We start from the raw sequence: 15,509 nt of genomic DNA on the forward strand, positions 1-15,509 counted from the left end.
GGTCAGCGCCCGGCGGCGGCGCCCCCCAGGGCCGGTCGGGGCAGGCGGGCGGCCATCGTGCCGATGCCCCGGGGGCCGGGGAGGCGGCGCAGATCGGACTCGCCGTAGCGATGGCAGTCCTGGTGCCAGAGGAGGATGCCGGAGAGCCAGTTCTCCAGCTCCCGCACATAGCCGTCCAGCACCTCGCGGGCCTCGGCGCTCAGGTTGAAGTCGTCGTAGACCACCGGGAGTTCATGGGCGGCGACATGCTGGAACTGGCGCATCCTGGACTTCATCAGATCGTGCAGGATGGCCAGGCCCGTCGGGTAGTCGCAGTCGAAGAAGTTCTGCACCACCAGCACGCCGTTGTGGATCTCCCCCTCGAACTCGATCTCCTTCTGGTACGAGAAGACGTCGTTGAGCAGCGCCGCGTAGTCGGCCGCGGCGTTCTCCAGGGAACGCATCGGGCCGCTGCGATAGACCTCGGGCGGGACGCGCCGGCCGTGGCCGAGGCGGCAGAGGCTCATCGTGAGATCCGAGCCGAACGTCATCCGGCGCATCTCGACATAGTCCACCGGATCGGGGACGCGGTTCCACGCCTGGTTCTCCAGCTCCCAGATCCAGCTGTTGACCATGGTCTCGATGGTGGCCCGGAAGGTGCGCCGCGCCTCCTGGTCCATCGGGGCTGCCGTCCTGGCCCAGAGATCGGCCAGGGAGCGCTCCAGCGCGTTGGCCGGCGCGGCCGGGGCGCTGCCGTCGACCGGCATGAACGCGGACATCCGGGCGACGCAGGCGCGGGCGCCGACCAGATCCCGGGACCGGCCGAAGACGGCGGGGAAGTAGTCGTCGCCGTAGGTGCCCCAGGTGAGCCAGCAGGAGGTGAGGTTGAGCCCTTCCTCGGCGGCGTCCGGGTGGATGCCGGCGGCGCAGAGCGGGAAGTCGTAGTCGACCAGATCGGCCTCGTCCCAGACATAGGAGGCGGGATGGCCCGGCTGGGGCCGCAACAGGCCCATGCGGTGCGACCACTCGACCACATGGCGCCGCGCGGCGTTCAGATGCGGGCTGAGCCGGACCGTGAACGGCATCTCGAAGTCCGGCAGTCGGGAGGGGCCGACCGGATGCGGCAGATGGCTGAAGGCGCGCAGCCGGCGGGAGCCCAACCGGCCGGCGACGCCGGGGAGATCGGCGGCGGCCGTGCCGAGGCCGGTGGGCCCCAGGGGCAGCGCGCCGAGCCTGGGCCCGCCGGCGCCGGCGTCGACGGCGCCCTCGTTCATATAGCGGCTGGAGCGCAGATGCCACTCGTGTCCGCCGGCCTGCCAGTCCTGTAGGCCCTTGACATAGGCGAGGACGGCGGCCTGCCCGGCCGGATCGAGGCCGGTCTCGGCGAAGAGCGGCGCCAGCTCGGTGAACGTGGTGTGTTCGAACTGCTGGAGACGCGAGGTCAGCAGATCGTTGACGGCGTCGGCGGCCTGTTGGGTGGTGCAGTCGAGGAATGTCTCCAACACCAGGACGCCGTTGCTGAGTTCGCCTTCCTCCTCCGTCTCGCGCTGGTAGGAGAAGAGGTCGTTGCGCAGATGCACGCCGTCCGAGAAGGTGTCGCGGAGCACCCGCAGCGGGCGGCTGGCGGCGGCCCTGGCCGGCACCTCGGCGCCCGTGGCGTACTCGACCAGGCCCGCGGACCAGGGGGCGCCGCCGACCTTGCGGCGCATCTCGATGTACTCGACCGGGTTGGGCACCCGGCCGACGTTGATATTGGACAGCTCCCAGAGCGATTCGTTGAGCAGATGCTCCGTGCTCTCGGCGAATCTGGCCCGCCAGTCCGCCGACATCGCGGGGATGGTGCGGGCCCAGAGATCGGCGAGCCCGGCCTCGACCGGGTTGGTCGGCTCGGGGGGCGGCGTTCCGTCCATGGGCATGAAGGCGGGCAGCCGATCCAGATACGCCTTGCCGCCCTCGCGGTCCTGGGAGCGTTTGAATGTCTCCAGGAAGTGGTCGTCGAAGAAGAAGACCCAGACATACCAGTCGGTGACCAGCGCTAATCCCTCGGCCGAGGTGTCCGGGTGGGTGTAGGCGCAGAGCAACGCGTAGTCGTGCGCCTCAAGATCGCTCTCCTCCCAGATGCCCGAGCCCTCCAGCATGCCCATGCGGCGGGCCCAGGCTCTGGTGTGCGATCTCGCGTGTTCCAGATGGGGGTTGAGCCGCGCGGGGTGCGGCATATAGAAGTCCGGCAAATCAAACGGTTGTGCCATGGTCTCGTCTTTTCCGCCCTGTCCGTGCCGTTCCTCGCGTTTCACCGCGCCCGATCGGCCCAGCCATACCCGCCATTCGGTGGAACTACCCAAGTCGCTAATTAGTCATATGAGTTGGGCTTTCCGGTGGAAGCCGGAGCGAGTGAGCGACAGGGGGAGACCACTCCGATGAACACGCCGAACACCACCAACACCCCTCACACCAGCGTGCGTTACTCCGAGAAACGGTCCTGGAATCCGTTCGGGGCGCCGCCCGTAGAACTCGACGGCAGCGAGCTGCGGATCGGCCGGCGGCGCACCCCGCTGGCCGAGTTGCGGCTGGTGGCGATGGCCGACGCCTGGCTGCGCGGCGCCTGGCTCGGCGGCGGCGGCAGCGAACGTCAGCTGTCGGAACTCCCGCACGGACCCGGCGTGTTGCCGGTGACCCGGGCCAGCGGCGCGACGGTGCCGGTCAGGGTGCGGAACGTCGCCGCCCTCGCCGCCGCGCTCGGCGAGACGGCCGTCCAGTGGTCGGGCGGCCGGAAGGCCGTGCGGCGGGCGGCGGCGCTGGCCGAACGGGAGGGCGTCCCGCTGTGGATCGCGCGCCGAGAGGCCGCCGGCCCGCACGGCCGGCCGATCCTGGTGGCCGTCGACCGCCGCCTGGTCCGCGCCGACGTGTGGACGGAGGGCGCGCCACCGGTGCGGCTGCGCGGCCCCGCCGGCTGGCACAACGACGACAGGTCCGCGCTGCTCGGCCTGGTGGTGACGGTCGGCGGGGAACGGGCGACGCTCGACGCCAGGTTCCGCTGGCGAGCCGCCAGGAACACGGTCACCCTGCGGGCCGGCACGTCCGAGTGGCAGCTGACCCGCGCCTTCCGCCGGACCTCCCGGCTCAGCAGGAACGGCCAGCCGGTCGCGGTGCTCACCCGCCCAGCGGCGCGGCCCCCGGGGGACGCGCCCGAGGCGCTGCTGCCGTTGGCCGATGTCCAGCACCTCACCGATGATCCGTCGGATGCCGTGGTGGCCCACTTCTTCGGGGCCTGCTTCGGCCTGGGCGACGCCGTCGGCACCGTCCGGTTCGGCGACCGTCGGCCGCAGCCGCGCTCCGACGACTACCTGCTCTGGGCGGAGGCCTGGCCCACCGGGCTGGGCGAGCACCAGGACGATTCGGGGCCGGGCGCCTCGGGCGACGGCTGGACGGAAGGCGGCTCGGGCGGCTCCGGTGGTTTCGGCGGCGACGGCGGGTCAGGCGGCGGTGACGGGGGCGGCGGCGGTTTCTTCGGCGGCGGCGACGGAGGGGGCGGCGGCTCGGACGGCGGGGGCGGTGGTGGCGGCGGCGAATAGGCCGCCGACCGGCGCCTGCCCCCGGCCGGCCCGGCCGGCCGAGGCGTCACCGGCCCTCGGCCGACGCTTGGGTCAGTCCCGGTCGCGCGCGGCGTGGAAGCGGCGGGCGCCGTCGGCCAGATCGACCAGCGGCGGTGGGTAGTCGGGGCGCTCGGCCGCCGGCAGGCGCCAGGGCTGATGCACCGCGCGCCCCTCGATTCCGGCCAACTCCGGCACCCAGCGCCGGACATAGTCCCCCTCCGAGTCGAAGCGGCGCGCCTGGGTGAGCGGGTTGAGCACCCGCCCCGGGCGGGTGTCGGTGCCGGTGCCGGCCGTCCACTGCCAGTTGAGCTGGTTGTTGGCGATGTCCCCGTCCACCAGCAGGTCGAGGAAGTGCCGCGCGCCGGCGCGCCAGTCCAGATAGAGGGTCTTGGTCAGAAAGCTGGCCACCAGCAGCCGTGCCCGTCCGTGCATCCACCCCTCGTGGCGCAGTTGACGCATCGCCGCGTCCACCACCGGGTAGCCGGTGCGTCCCGCGCGCCAGGCGTCGAACGCGGCGGGGTCGTCGCGCCAACGGTCGTTCCTGGGACGGTAGTCGCGGTGGGCGGCGGGCTGGCGGGCGGCCAGCACCTGGTGGTGGAAGTCGCGCCAGGCGAGCTGCCGCACGAAGTCGTCCGCGCCCGGACCGCCGCGCCGGCGTGCCTGGTGCAGCGCGTCGGTGGGCGAGAGGCAGCCGAAGTGCAGAAACGGGGAGAGTCGCGAGGTGGCGTCGGCCGCCAGATCGTCGGCCGCCTCGTGGTAGTCGTCGAGATGGCGGCCGACCCAGGCCGAGAGTCGCCGTCGACCCCGGGCCTCGCCGCCCCTGGCCAGGCCGGGCGACGGGGTCCCCTTGGCGAGCGAGGCGCCCTCCGGCAGCGGCTCGGAACGCACCTCGGGCACCGGCACCGAGCGGGGCACCGGCAACGGATCCCGCACCCGCTCCCGGTCCCAGCGGCGGAAGTACGGCGTGAACACCGCGAAATGGTCGCGGTCGGTGGGCACCAGCGCGCCCGGCGGCACCACCGTCAGCACCGCGTCATGGACCCGCAGGGCGCGTCCGTCCCGTTCGAGCGCCGCGCGCAGGCGCCGTTCGCGCCGGTTGGCGAACGCGCTGACGCCCGCCGCCAGATGGACCTCGCCGGCGCCCGTCTCGGCGGCGACCCTGGCGGTTTCGGCCACGGCGTCGCCGTGCCGCACCACCAGGCGGCCGCCGCGCGCCCGCAGCGCCTCGTCCAACTCGGCGAGCGCGTCGGCCAGAAAGGCCGCCCGGTTGGGTACGACGAAGCCGGCCTCGGCGACCGCCGGGTCGACGACGAAGAGCGGCACCACCCGCCGCGCGGCGTCCAACGCCCCGCGCAGCACCGGGTTGTCGCGCAGCCGCAGGTCGGCGGTGAACAGCGCGATCGAGACATCCATCGCTCCTCCGGGAGCCTCTCGGAAAGTCTTCTCAGGGGTGCGCCGGCATGGGCACCGCCACCGGGCCCGCCTCGGCGCGCGCCGCGATCTTGCGGACCATGCCGCCGAACACCCAGGCGTGAAAGGGCGCGACGGCCCACCAGTAGAGATGACCCGCCAGCCCTCGCGGATGGTAGAGCGCCCGCTGCCGGTAGACCGTCCGACCCGCCGGGTCGCGGCTCACTCCCAACTCCAGCCAGGCCTCCCCCGGCAGCCGCATCTCCGCCCGCAGCCGCAGCAGGGAGCCGCGTTCCAGCGCCTCCACCCGCCAGAAGTCCAGCGCGTCGCCGAGCCGCAGCCGCGCCGGGTCGGGGCGGCCCCGGCGCAGCCCGGAGCCGCCCCAGAGGGTGTCGAGCCAGCCACGTACCGCCCAGGCCAGCGGCGAGGAGTACCAGCCGTTCTGGCCGCCGATCGCCTCGACGACCCGCCAGAGCGCGTCGGGGGGCGCGTTCACCACCCGTTCGCGCCGGTCGGCGTAGAGGGAACCGCCGGCCCAGGCGGGATCGCTGGGCAGCGGATCGCTGGGCGCCACGGCCTCGGGCGGGGCGACCGCCTCGGCGCCGCCGACCCGGCGGAGCGCGCGGCGCAGCGCCAGATCGAAGCTGAGGAAGCCGCCGGGTGGGGGCAACACATAGCAGGTGATGTCCTGTTCATGGCAGACCACCTCATGACGCAGGGACTCCACCAGCGGCCGGGCCAGCTCCCGGGGCACGGGGGTGACCAGGCCGACCCAGAGGCTGGACAGCCGGGGGGTGAGCACGGAGACCGGCAGGATCGCCCGACGCCGCAGCCCGGCGTGCAGCGCGTAACGCCGCATCATGGCCTCGTAGGTGAGCACATCGGGGCCGCCGATATCGAACCGCCGGCTGACATGCTCGGGCAGCCGGGCGCAGCCCACCAGCAGATGCAGCACATCCCGAACAGCGATGGGCTGAACCCGGGAACGAACCCAACTCGGCGTGGTCATCACCGGAAGCCGTTCGGTCAGATGGCGAAGCATCTCGAAGGACGCGGAGCCGGAGCCGATGATCACCGCCGCGCCCAGCACGGCCGTCGGCACCCCGGACTCCAGCAGGATGCGCCCCACCTCGGCCCGCGACCGCAGATGCGGCGAAAGCTCCTCCTCGGGCACGTCGGGCGGGGTCAGCGCGCCCAGATAGACGATGCGCCGCACGCCGGCGGCGCGCGCCTGTTCGCCGAAGATCCTCGCCGCGCGCCGGTCGGTCTCGGCGAAGTCGGAACCGCCGCCGAGCGCGTGCACCAGGTAGTACGCCACATCGATGTCCCGCAGCGCCTCGGTCAGCGAGTCGGCGTCGGTGACATCGCCACGTGCCACGGAGACCCGTCCCGCCCAGGAGCGGCCGCGCAGCTTGGCGGGTTTTCGCGCCAGGCAGCGCACCGTATGGCCGGCGGCGAGCAGTTCGGGCACCAGCCGGCCGCCCAGGTAGCCGGTGGCACCCGTGACCAGACAGCGCAGTGACGGTTCTGCTTCGGCTTGCCCCATCTGAGCCTCCGATCGGCGGCGCGGCACACCCGTGCGTTCCCCGTCACGTTCATGCTTGGCCGCCGGGACGGCGGCCGCAAACGGAAGTCTCGGGCCGGCCCGCTCCCACGATCCGATCAGCACGGAATCGATGATCGGATCGCGTTTCCCCGTTCGAGTGAAAAGGACGGGTCGGGTTCCCCAAGCGGAACGAATCCTCGCATGTGCGTTCGCCCCGGGGTCTTGGCCGTGACCTGACGGGCGTGACGACCGTTGGCCCCTTCGGATGCCCACGGTGAGGAGTGATCAGGATGTCCGTGCCGACGCCGTCGGGTGTCTTCCCCTTGGTGTTCCCGCTGGCCTTCCCGCTGGAGCGGGCGGCGGCCGCGGCCCGCGAACGCCCCCTCGTCCGCACCCGGGGCTTCGCCTCCCCCCTCACCCGGATGCTGCTCAGCAGCGAGGGACAGACCACCACCTTGTTGGAATCCCTGTCCGGAGAATCGTTGCGGCTGCGCTTTCTCGCCCAGTTACGGGTCACCGCCCGACAGACCGGCGCCGGGGTCGCCGCGCTGCTGCGCACCGGCGAGGACAACGGCGTCCTGGTGCGCCACACCGCCACCGTCAGGACGGGCGGCGAGCCGCTGTCCGTCAACCACGTGGTCGCCCGGCTGGATCTGGCGCCCGCCTTCGAGCACTGTCTGACCAGCACCTCGATACCGCTGGGCCGCGCGCTGACCGAGGCCGGCACGGGGCACCGACGCACGCTGCTTGACACCGGCCGGCGCCCCTGGGAGCAGGACGGCGACCACCGAACGGCCTGCTACAAGACCTATCTGGTCTGGCATGGCGACGAGCCGCTGGTGCTGATCAACGAGCTGTTCAACCCCTCGTTCGTCCCGGTCGGCTGAGGGGACCTCGAAGATGCGGCGAATGCGTACCCAGGTCGGCATCGTCGGCGCCGGTCCCGCGGGGCTGGCGTTGGCCAATGTGCTGGCCGGGGCCGGCGTCGACTGTCTGGTGGTGGAGCGCGGCTCAAGGGAGCGGGTGGAGGCGCGGCAGCGCGCCGGTCTGCTGGAACACCGCACCGTGCGGTGGCTGCGCGAGCAAGGGCTCGCCGACGGTCTGCTGGCCGGCGCCACCCGCCACGGCTGGTGCGACTTCCGCTGTCTGGGGCACACCGTTCGGGTGGACTACGGAGCGTGCTCCGGCGGGCGTGAACACTGGGTCTACCCGCAGCAGCGCCTGGTTTCCGACCTCATCGGGACCCTGGAGAAGGCGGGCTGCCCACCCCTGTTCTCCCATACCGTGCGGGCGGTGACGGACATCGCGTCCCGACGTCCCCGGCTCAAGTGTGAAGGTATGGAGATCGAATGCGACTACGTGGTTGGCTGCGACGGCTTTCGCGGCGTCTCGCGTGCCGCGCTGCCCGCCACCGGGCACCGCGTTCACAACCGCCGCTATCCGTACGACTGGTTGACGGTGCTGGCCGAGGTGGACCGGCCGGCCGAGGGAGTGGTGTACGCGGTGCACCGCGACGGCTTCGCCGGGATGATGCCGCGCGGCCGGAACGTCAGCCGCTTCTATCTCCAGTGCCCGCCGGGGGACTCGCCGGCGGCCTGGCCGGCGAGCCGGATCGTCCGGGAGCTGCGCGGCCGGCTGACCGACGGTTCGGCGGAGCCGCTGCCGACGATCGGCGCGCTGCCCGAGGTGCGGATGCTGCGGATGCACAGCAGCCTCACCGAGCCGCTGCGCCACGGCCGGCTGCTGCTGGCCGGCGACGCGGCGCATGTGCTGACGCCGTCGGGTGCCAAGGGCATGAACCTGGCCATCGCGGACGCGGCACATCTGGCCACCGCCCTGGTGAACCGCGTCAGACACGGCGACGGTCGGGCGCTCGCCGCCTACAGCGCCGAACGACTCGCCGACGCCCGGCGGGTGTTGGGCTTCTCCGAGTGGCTGCTGAGGCTGCTGCATCTGCCGGCGGGCCCGGACGCCGGGTCCCCCCGGGCCGAGCTGACGGACCGGTTGGCCACGATACGCCGACTGGCCGAGCCGGGTCCGGAGTCGGCCGCCTTCGCCCATCGCTATGTCGGCTCCGGCGCGGAGGATGGGTTCGATGACCCTCCTGGCTGAGAACGTCCGTGTGCTGTACGGATTCTCCCGGGGCACCCAGGCGACGCTCAGTGTGGCCCAGCCGCTGCTCGGCCTGCTGCTCGCCGGTGGCCTGCCCCCCGGGCGGCTGGTGCTGTGCGCGCTGGCCTCCTTCGCCGCGTTCTTCGCGGTCTTCGCGGTGAACGACCTGATCGACGCCCGGATCGACCAGCAGCGGTTCGACCACCTCAGGGACTACGACGGCTTCGACATCGACAGCGCCGGGGTGCGCCATCCGCTGGCCCAGGGCCGGCTCAGCCTGGCCATGGCCGCCTCCTGGGTGGCCTCGCTCGGCGCGGCCGCGCTGGTGCTGGCGGCGTTGATCAGCTGGGTCTGTGTGGTCCTCTTCGTCGCGGCCGCGCTGCTGGAGGCGCTGTACTGCAAGCTCGCCCGGGTCACCCCCTACAAGGCGCTGCTCACCGGGGTGATGGTCGCGCTCGGCGGCTGCGTCGGCTGGTTCGCGGTGACCAACGCCATCGATCAGCCGGTGCTCTGGCTGTTCGCGATCTGGCTGGCGGCCTGGGAGATCGGGGGCCGCAACATCGTCAACGATCTGGCGGACGTCGAGGAGGACATCCACCTCGGGGTGCGCACCATCCCGGTGGTCTACGGCCGCCGGGCGAGCGTGGTGCTGGCCTTCGGCGCGCTGCTGATCGCCTTTCTGGCGAGCGTGGGGATGATGGTCTCCGCCTATCCGGCGTTCGGGCTCCTCGGCGTCGCCGGCACGGTACTGGCCGGCGGCTACGCCCTGGTCACCCCCGGTTTCCGGCTGCTGCGCGATCCCCATCCGCGGACCGCGCTCGCAGTGTTCAACCGCGCGTCGCTCTATCCGGTGGTGCTGCTGCTGATGGCCCTGGCGGGGCTGGCGGTCCGACCGCTGACGGGGCTCTGACCGGGGCCGGGCAGCCCGCCGACCCCCCGGTGGCGGCCCGTCAGCCGAGCAGCGCCGCCACCAGGGTGAGGACGGGGACGGCGAGCGCCGTGGTGAGCAGCACGGACTCCCTGGCCAGCCGGAGGCCGACGCCGTAGTGGGAGGCGTAGGTGAAGACGTTCTGCGCCGTGGGCAGGGCGACCGTCACCACCACGATCAGCTGGGCCTCCCGGTCGAGTCCGAAGGCCAGCGCCAACAGCCAGGCCAGCAACGGCGCGACCACGGACTTGAGGGCCACCGCCAGCAGCACCTGGGCGCGGTCGGGGCCGCGCCCCGGCGGCTCGCTGCCGTACAGGGAGATCCCGAAGGCCAGCAGCACGGCGGGCACGGCCATGTTGCCCAGCAGGGTGATCGGTTCCAGAAGCGAAGTGGGCGGATTCCATCCCGTTCCGGCCACCACCACGCCGCCCAGCGCTCCCAACACAATGGGATTCCGCAACGGGGTGCTCACCCGGCGCCAGACGCCGCCCGCCGGATCGCTCCGCTCCCCGGTCAGGTCCAGCAGCGTCAACACCACGGGGGTGACCACCAGTTGCTGGAACAGCAGCACGGGGGCCACCAGCGAGATGTCCTCCAGTACGTAGACGGCCACCGGGATACCGAGGTTCGCGATGTTCACATAGCCGGCGCAGAGCGCCCCGATCACCGTCGGCCCCGCCCCCCAGCGGCGCACCAGGGCCACCGTCACATAGCTGCCCGCGGCCAGCACCATGGCCAGCGCGGCGACCAGCAGCCGGGACGAGAACAGGGCCGAGAGGTCCGCCTCCGAGACGGTCACCAGGAGCAGCGCCGGGGTCGCCACCTGGAACGCGAGCCGGGTCAGCACCTCGCGTCCGTTCGCCCCCAACGTGCCGAGCCGCCCCAGGACGTAGCCGACGCCGATGAGGGACGCGATGATCACAAACCCGGTCAGCACCCCACGCATGGTGGAACTCTCCGCCGCCGGTGATCAACGGTCAATGTGGCGCTCGGATATCGAGATCGCCCGGCGATCCATCCAAAAGCGATCAAACATGCCAAATTCGCCAGGGCTCTGGTCCGCAAATTGAGCACTTTTCTGCAATAACGTCCGGTCTCATGATCAGTGTTCTCGTGACGGCACTCACCCCGCTACTGGCCGTCGGGCTGCTGTTCGCGCCCGGGGCGGACGATCCCCTCGCGCGCGGCGAGGAGCTGGCCGACCGGATGACCGCCGGCACCACCGCCGCCGGCACCCTGCGCCACCTCGCCGCCTTCCAGGCCGTCGCCGAGGCGAACGAGGGCCACCGCGCGGCCGGCAGCCCGGGGCACGAGGAGTCAGCCCGCTACGCCGGCACCCTGCTCGCCGACGCCGGTTACCTGGTCAGCTACCAACGCTTCGCCTTCCCCTACCGGGAACCGCTCGCCGAGAAGCTGACCCTGCTGACCCCCGAGGAGCGCGATATCCCGGTCAAGGCCATGTCCTACACCGGCAACACCGAGGAGGGCGGCCGCACCGCGCCGCTCGCCGAGGCGCACGCCCACGGCGACGGCGGCGCCGGCTGCGCGGCGGAGGACTTCGCCGACCGGGACTGGCACGGCCTGGTGGCCCTGGTCCGGCGCGGCGACTGCACCTTCGCCACCAAGCAGGCACACGCCGCCGAGGCGGGCGCCGTGGGCGTCCTGGTCTACAACACCGGGCCGGGACAGCTCTCCGGCACCCTGGGCGATCCCGACCCGAACGCCGTCCCCACCGGCGGCATCTCCGGCACGGACGGCGAGGCGCTCTCCGCCACCCTCGCCGACACCCCGGCCGACGCCCCGCCGCCCACCGTCCGTCTGGAGCTGAGGGAGCTGGTGGAGGAGCGCCACACCACCAATGTGATCGCCGAGACCCGCACCGGCGACCCCTCCCATGTGGTGCTCGCCGGCGCCCATCTGGACTCCGTGAGCCATGGCCCCGGCATCAACGACAACGCCTCGGGCGCCGCCGGCGTCTTGGAGGCCGCGCTCCAACTGGCCTCGGCCGCCCCCGAAGGGGACCACCCGCACCGGATGCGCTTCGCCCTCTGGTCCGCCGAGGAGTTGGGCCTGCGCGGCGCCGAGCACTATGTGGAGAACCTCTCCCCCACGGAGCGGGACGCCATCGCCCTCTACCTCAACTTCGACATGATCGGCTCGCCCAACTACGGGCTCTTCGTCTACGACGGCGCCTCCCACCGGGAGGACTCCGCGCTGATCGCCGACGACCTCACCGCCATCCTCGGCGACCAGCGGCAACAGGCCCGCCCCACCGCGTTCAACGACCGCAGCGACTACGCCCCGTTCCTCGCCGCCGGCATCCCGGCCGGTGGCACCTACACCGGTGGCGACGGGATCAAGACCGAGGAGGAGGCCGCGCTCTGGGGCGGCACCGCCGGCGAACCCTATGACCCCTGCTACCACCGGGGCTGCGACGACCTGGAGAACATCAGCCCCGAGGCGCTGGAGATCAACGCCAGGACCATCGCGCACGCCGTCGGCCGCTACGCCTGGCACACCCCCGTCGGGCCACGGGGCACGGATCCCGAAACCGCGGCCGAACAGCGGTGACCTGCGGCGACATCGGAGCCCTCCGCCCTTACCACGCCGGGAGGCTGCGACCGGAGCGCCGCGCCCGGTAGGCTCTCCGTGTGATCTTCAAGCGCATCGGAAACGGACGGCCCTATCCGGACCACGGCCGGGACCACACCCGGGAGTGGTCCGACGTCGCGCCGCGCCCGGTGCGCCTGGACCAACTGGTCACCACCAAACAACAGCTCGACCTGGAGACCCTGCTGGCCGAGGACTCCACGTTCTACGGGGACCTCTTCGCCCATGTGGTGAAGTGGCAGGGCGATCTCTATCTGGAGGACGGGCTGCATCGGGCGGTCAGGGCCGCCCTCCAGCAGCGCCAGGTGCTGCACGCGCGGGTGCTGGAGCTGGACTGAGGGTCCGTTTCCGGGCGGCTCCCCTGCCGCCACGCACCCGGGGGACGGTCCGTCCGTTGCCCCGTTCGGGGCCCAGCCAGCAATTCAGCTGATCATTTATTGGGCAGTCGCCGCGACTCTGACTACGCTGCCGACATGAGCATGTTGACGCCCCCGGGCATGGGCGGCAAGAAATTCCGTGTCACGGGCGACCGTTACCCGCGGATGCGCCGCCCGCGTCATCGCCGCAGAGTGCTGGCGGTGGTGGGCTCGGTGGCCGCCCTCGGCCTGCTCGGCTTCGGCACCGTCCAGCTCATCGATGTCTTCACGGGCGACGGCGACGGCGAGCGCGCCACCCGCGCCAGCTCCAACGCCGGCTCGGCCGGGGAGTGCGTGCCCACCCCCGAGAACGGCAACGAGGGTGATGCCGAGGCGGCTGGCGCCGAACTGCCGAATCCTTCCGCCATCACCGTCAACATCTACAACGCCACCCCCCGCACCGGGCTGGCCCAGGACACCGCCGAGCTGCTGGCGGAACGCGGCTTTCTCATCGGCGAGGTGGCCAACGCCCCCGAGGAGCTGGACGGGCAGGTCACCGCATCCGGACTGCTCCTCGGCACCGAGGCGGCCAACGCCTCGGGCGCCGTCGATGTCCTCGCCACCCAACTGACCGGCGCCGAGACCGGCGCCCCCACCCCGGACGAGGAGGCCGCCGCCGACGAGGAGACGGAGACGGAGGCGGACCCGGCCACCTCGGTCGATCTGGTGCTCGGCGACGGCTTCACCGAACTCACCACGCCCGACGAGGCCGAGGCCCTGCTGGCCGAACTCGCCCACCCCGACACGGCCACCCCCGCCGCCCAGGACTGCTGACCTGGGGCCGGCCGACCAGCCCGCCGCCGGCGCCGGGGGAAGCACCCCTCAGACCGTGCCGTACATCCGATCCCCCGCGTCGCCGAGGCCGGGCACGATGAAGCCCTCCTCGTTCAGCCGCTCGTCCAGCGCGGCCGTGACCACCGTGACCGGGGAGCCGGAGAGCGCGCCCTCAAGCCGCTCCACGCCCTCGGGCGCCGCCAGCAGACAGATCACCGTGACATCGTCGGCGCCACGCCTGATCAGCTCGTCGATCGCGGCGACCAGGGTGCCGCCGGTGGCCAACATCGGATCCAGCACATAGACCTGGCGGCCCGACAGATCGTCCGGCATCCGGTTGGCGTAGGTGGACGCCTCCAGCGTCTCCTCGTCCCTGATCATCCCGAGAAAGCCGACCTCGGCGGTGGGCAGCAGCCGCACCATGCCGTCCAACATGCCGAGCCCGGCCCGGATGATCGGCACCACCAACGGCCGGGGATGGGAGAGCCGCACCCCCGTGGTGCCCGTGACCGGGGTGCGGATGTCCACCTGCTCGGTCCGCACATCGCGGGTGGCCTCGTAGGCCAGCAAGGTGACCAACTCGTCGGCCAACCGCCGGAACGTGGGGGAATCGGTGCGCTCGTCGCGCAACGTGGTCAGCTTGTGCGCCACCAGCGGGTGGTCAACGACATGGGTCCGCATGTGTTCGACACTAGCGAACGCCACTGACACCCGTTCGCCCGCGCCCTCGCCCGGCCCGTTCGCAGGTCAGCCGTGACCCCCCGGTGGACACGGTGTGGCGGCGGCGTAGAGAGTGGACATCGGCAGGGCCGCGCCCACGGACGGGAACAACACCCGCGGACATACCGTTGGCGAACTGCCGAGTTACCCGACAGCGCACCCCTTATCTGCCACGATGCTCAAGGGCCTTAAGGGCACTGCCGAACCGAGTGGGGAGAACCACGGTGTACTTCACCGCACTGCTCGCGCGGACCGATCATGGTTGGGAAGCGAGTGATACAGAGCTGGACGATGTGGAGAGCCTCGACGAGTTGGCCGAGCTGGCGCGTGCCGCCGTCGCCGACGACGAGACGGTGCTCGTCTGCATCGAGCAGGAGGGGGCCTGGTTCGGCCTCGTCCGGGTGGACGGCGAGGACGACCCGCGCGTCTTCGTCTCGAACGCCGCACGTGCGCTGCGCAGCGCGTATGGCGAGATTCTGCTCACCGACGAGCTTCTTGGCCGCTCGCCGACCGCACCCGACGCGCTCGAACGTCTGGTGGATCTCGACGGCACCGAGGAAGGTCCGGACGAGCAGGAGCAGTTGACCGACGAACAGGACGACGAGACGGCCGGCGGCGACACGGCGCCGCCCGGCCCGGTCGGCGACGCCGACCTGCTGAGCGATCTCGGCATCGACACCGGCACCGTGCTCACCCTCAGCCCGGACGACGCGCTCGGCGAGATCGCCGACGCGCTCGGCTGCGCCGATGTCCTGGAGGCGGTCAGGTGATGGCCCGCAGGTGAGCGACCCGCTGCGTGATCCGTGGCGCCCGGCGATGCGCCGGGCCCTGACCCAGGCGCGGCAGGCAGCGCGGGCCGGCGATGTGCCGGTCGGCGCCGTCCTGCTCGGCCCCGGCGGGCCCGAGGGGCCGCTGCTCGCCGAGCGCCACAACGAACGGGAGGCCGACGCCGACCCCACCGCGCACGCCGAGGTGCTGGCACTGCGCGACGCGGCACGGCGGCTGGGCGAATGGCGGCTGACCGACTGCACCCTGGTGGTCACCCTGGAGCCCTGCACGATGTGCGCGGGCGCCGCCGTGCTGTCCCGGGTCGACCGGGTGGTCTATGGCGCCCCCGACGCCAAGACCGGCGCGGCCGGCTCCCTCTGGGACGTCATCCGCGACCGCCGCCTCAACCACCGCCCCGAAGTGATCTCCGATGTCCTCGGCGCCGAGTGCGCCAAACTCCTGACCGACTTCTTCCGCGCCCCCGGGAACCCGGGCGACTCCTCGACCGGTTTCGGCCCACGCACCCAGGTGGGATAAGCTCTCTCTCGGTAGCGTGTCCGAGCGGCCTAAGGAGCTCGCCTCGAAAGCGAGTGTGGGGGCAACTCCACCGAGGGTTCAAATCCCTCCGCTACCGCGCTTGAGCACCACGTTCG

Annotated in this window: 14 protein-coding genes and 1 tRNA gene; 10 read left to right on the forward strand and 5 right to left on the reverse strand. The window is 72.1% G+C overall.

Features of this window, described 5'->3' with window-relative positions; translation table 11 throughout:
* Window positions 1–2: 2 nt before the first annotated feature.
* Complete coding sequence (locus AOM46_RS11445) at window positions 3–2,228, reverse strand: terpene synthase family protein (protein ID WP_062209372.1); 2,226 nt, start codon at window positions 2,226–2,228, stop codon at window positions 3–5.
* A gap of 168 nt (window positions 2,229–2,396) precedes the next feature.
* Between AOM46_RS11445 and AOM46_RS11450 the strand changes: the two genes are divergently transcribed.
* Window positions 2,397–3,551 (forward strand): hypothetical protein, encoded by a 1,155-nt coding sequence (locus tag AOM46_RS11450; RefSeq protein WP_062209375.1) that lies wholly within the window; start codon window positions 2,397–2,399, stop codon window positions 3,549–3,551.
* 72 nt (window positions 3,552–3,623) lie between these two features.
* On the opposite strand, the gene AOM46_RS11455 is transcribed toward AOM46_RS11450, so the two are convergent.
* Window positions 3,624–4,985 carry a deoxyribodipyrimidine photo-lyase gene (locus tag AOM46_RS11455; protein ID WP_062209378.1) on the reverse strand — a complete coding sequence of 454 codons (1,362 nt, stop codon included), beginning with the start codon at window positions 4,983–4,985 and terminating at the stop codon, window positions 3,624–3,626.
* A 31-nt stretch (window positions 4,986–5,016) separates the two neighbouring features.
* Window positions 5,017–6,528: an SDR family oxidoreductase gene (locus AOM46_RS11460; protein WP_062210705.1), complete on the reverse strand. Its 1,512-nt coding sequence runs from the start codon at window positions 6,526–6,528 to the stop codon at window positions 5,017–5,019.
* 290 nt (window positions 6,529–6,818) lie between these two features.
* Here AOM46_RS11460 and AOM46_RS11465 point away from each other — a divergent pair, with 290 nt between their 5' ends.
* The 3 genes from AOM46_RS11465 to AOM46_RS11475 are packed head-to-tail and all read left to right on the forward strand — an operon-like array spanning window position 6,819 to window position 9,550.
* On the forward strand, window positions 6,819–7,415 hold the full coding sequence (locus AOM46_RS11465) for a hypothetical protein (protein ID WP_062209382.1): 597 nt from the start codon (window positions 6,819–6,821) through the stop codon (window positions 7,413–7,415).
* A gap of 22 nt (window positions 7,416–7,437) precedes the next feature.
* Complete coding sequence (locus AOM46_RS11470) at window positions 7,438–8,640, forward strand: 4-hydroxybenzoate 3-monooxygenase (RefSeq protein ID WP_234313739.1); 1,203 nt, start codon at window positions 7,438–7,440, stop codon at window positions 8,638–8,640.
* Window positions 8,624–9,550: a UbiA family prenyltransferase gene (locus AOM46_RS11475; protein WP_234313740.1), complete on the forward strand. Its 927-nt coding sequence runs from the start codon at window positions 8,624–8,626 to the stop codon at window positions 9,548–9,550. The genes AOM46_RS11470 and AOM46_RS11475 overlap by 17 nt, the downstream gene beginning before the upstream one ends.
* Before the next feature lie 40 nt (window positions 9,551–9,590).
* Here the strand turns inward: AOM46_RS11475 and AOM46_RS11480 are convergent, their stop codons facing one another.
* Window positions 9,591–10,514 (reverse strand): AEC family transporter, encoded by a 924-nt coding sequence (locus AOM46_RS11480; RefSeq protein ID WP_062209389.1) that lies wholly within the window; start codon window positions 10,512–10,514, stop codon window positions 9,591–9,593.
* 152 nt (window positions 10,515–10,666) lie between these two features.
* On the opposite strand from AOM46_RS11480, the gene AOM46_RS11485 reads away from it, so the two are divergent.
* The 3 genes from AOM46_RS11485 (at window position 10,667) to AOM46_RS11495 (ending at window position 13,368) form a co-directional block, all read left to right on the forward strand.
* Window positions 10,667–12,139, forward strand: coding sequence for a M20/M25/M40 family metallo-hydrolase (locus AOM46_RS11485; RefSeq protein ID WP_062209392.1), 1,473 nt, complete (start codon window positions 10,667–10,669; stop codon window positions 12,137–12,139).
* 80 nt (window positions 12,140–12,219) lie between these two features.
* Entirely contained in the window at window positions 12,220–12,516 is a 297-nt protein-coding gene (locus AOM46_RS11490) for a type II toxin-antitoxin system VapB family antitoxin (RefSeq protein ID WP_062209395.1), read from the forward strand.
* Between the two features lie 135 nt (window positions 12,517–12,651).
* A complete protein-coding gene (locus tag AOM46_RS11495) occupies window positions 12,652–13,368 on the forward strand; it encodes a LytR C-terminal domain-containing protein (RefSeq protein WP_078856720.1) in 717 nt (238 codons plus the stop codon).
* 48 nt (window positions 13,369–13,416) lie between these two features.
* Here the strand turns inward: AOM46_RS11495 and upp are convergent, their stop codons facing one another.
* Complete coding sequence (gene upp / locus AOM46_RS11500) at window positions 13,417–14,049, reverse strand: uracil phosphoribosyltransferase (RefSeq protein ID WP_062209401.1); 633 nt, start codon at window positions 14,047–14,049, stop codon at window positions 13,417–13,419.
* Between the two features lie 263 nt (window positions 14,050–14,312).
* On the opposite strand from upp, the gene AOM46_RS11505 reads away from it, so the two are divergent.
* The 3 genes from AOM46_RS11505 (at window position 14,313) to AOM46_RS11515 (ending at window position 15,490) form a co-directional block, all read left to right on the forward strand.
* Window positions 14,313–14,858 carry a hypothetical protein gene (locus tag AOM46_RS11505; RefSeq protein ID WP_062209404.1) on the forward strand — a complete coding sequence of 182 codons (546 nt, stop codon included), beginning with the start codon at window positions 14,313–14,315 and terminating at the stop codon, window positions 14,856–14,858.
* Window positions 14,836–15,393 (forward strand): tRNA adenosine(34) deaminase TadA, encoded by a 558-nt coding sequence (gene tadA, locus AOM46_RS11510; RefSeq protein ID WP_062209408.1) that lies wholly within the window; start codon window positions 14,836–14,838, stop codon window positions 15,391–15,393. Before AOM46_RS11505 ends, tadA begins: the two co-directional genes overlap by 23 nt.
* Before the next feature lie 10 nt (window positions 15,394–15,403).
* Window positions 15,404–15,490: transfer RNA gene (locus tag AOM46_RS11515), tRNA-Ser, on the forward strand.
* The last annotated feature ends 19 nt before the right edge of the window (window positions 15,491–15,509 follow it).

The sequence above is a fragment of the Streptomyces sp. NBRC 109706 genome (assembly GCF_000974485.1).
GTDB lineage: Bacteria > Actinomycetota > Actinomycetes > Streptomycetales > Streptomycetaceae > Streptomyces.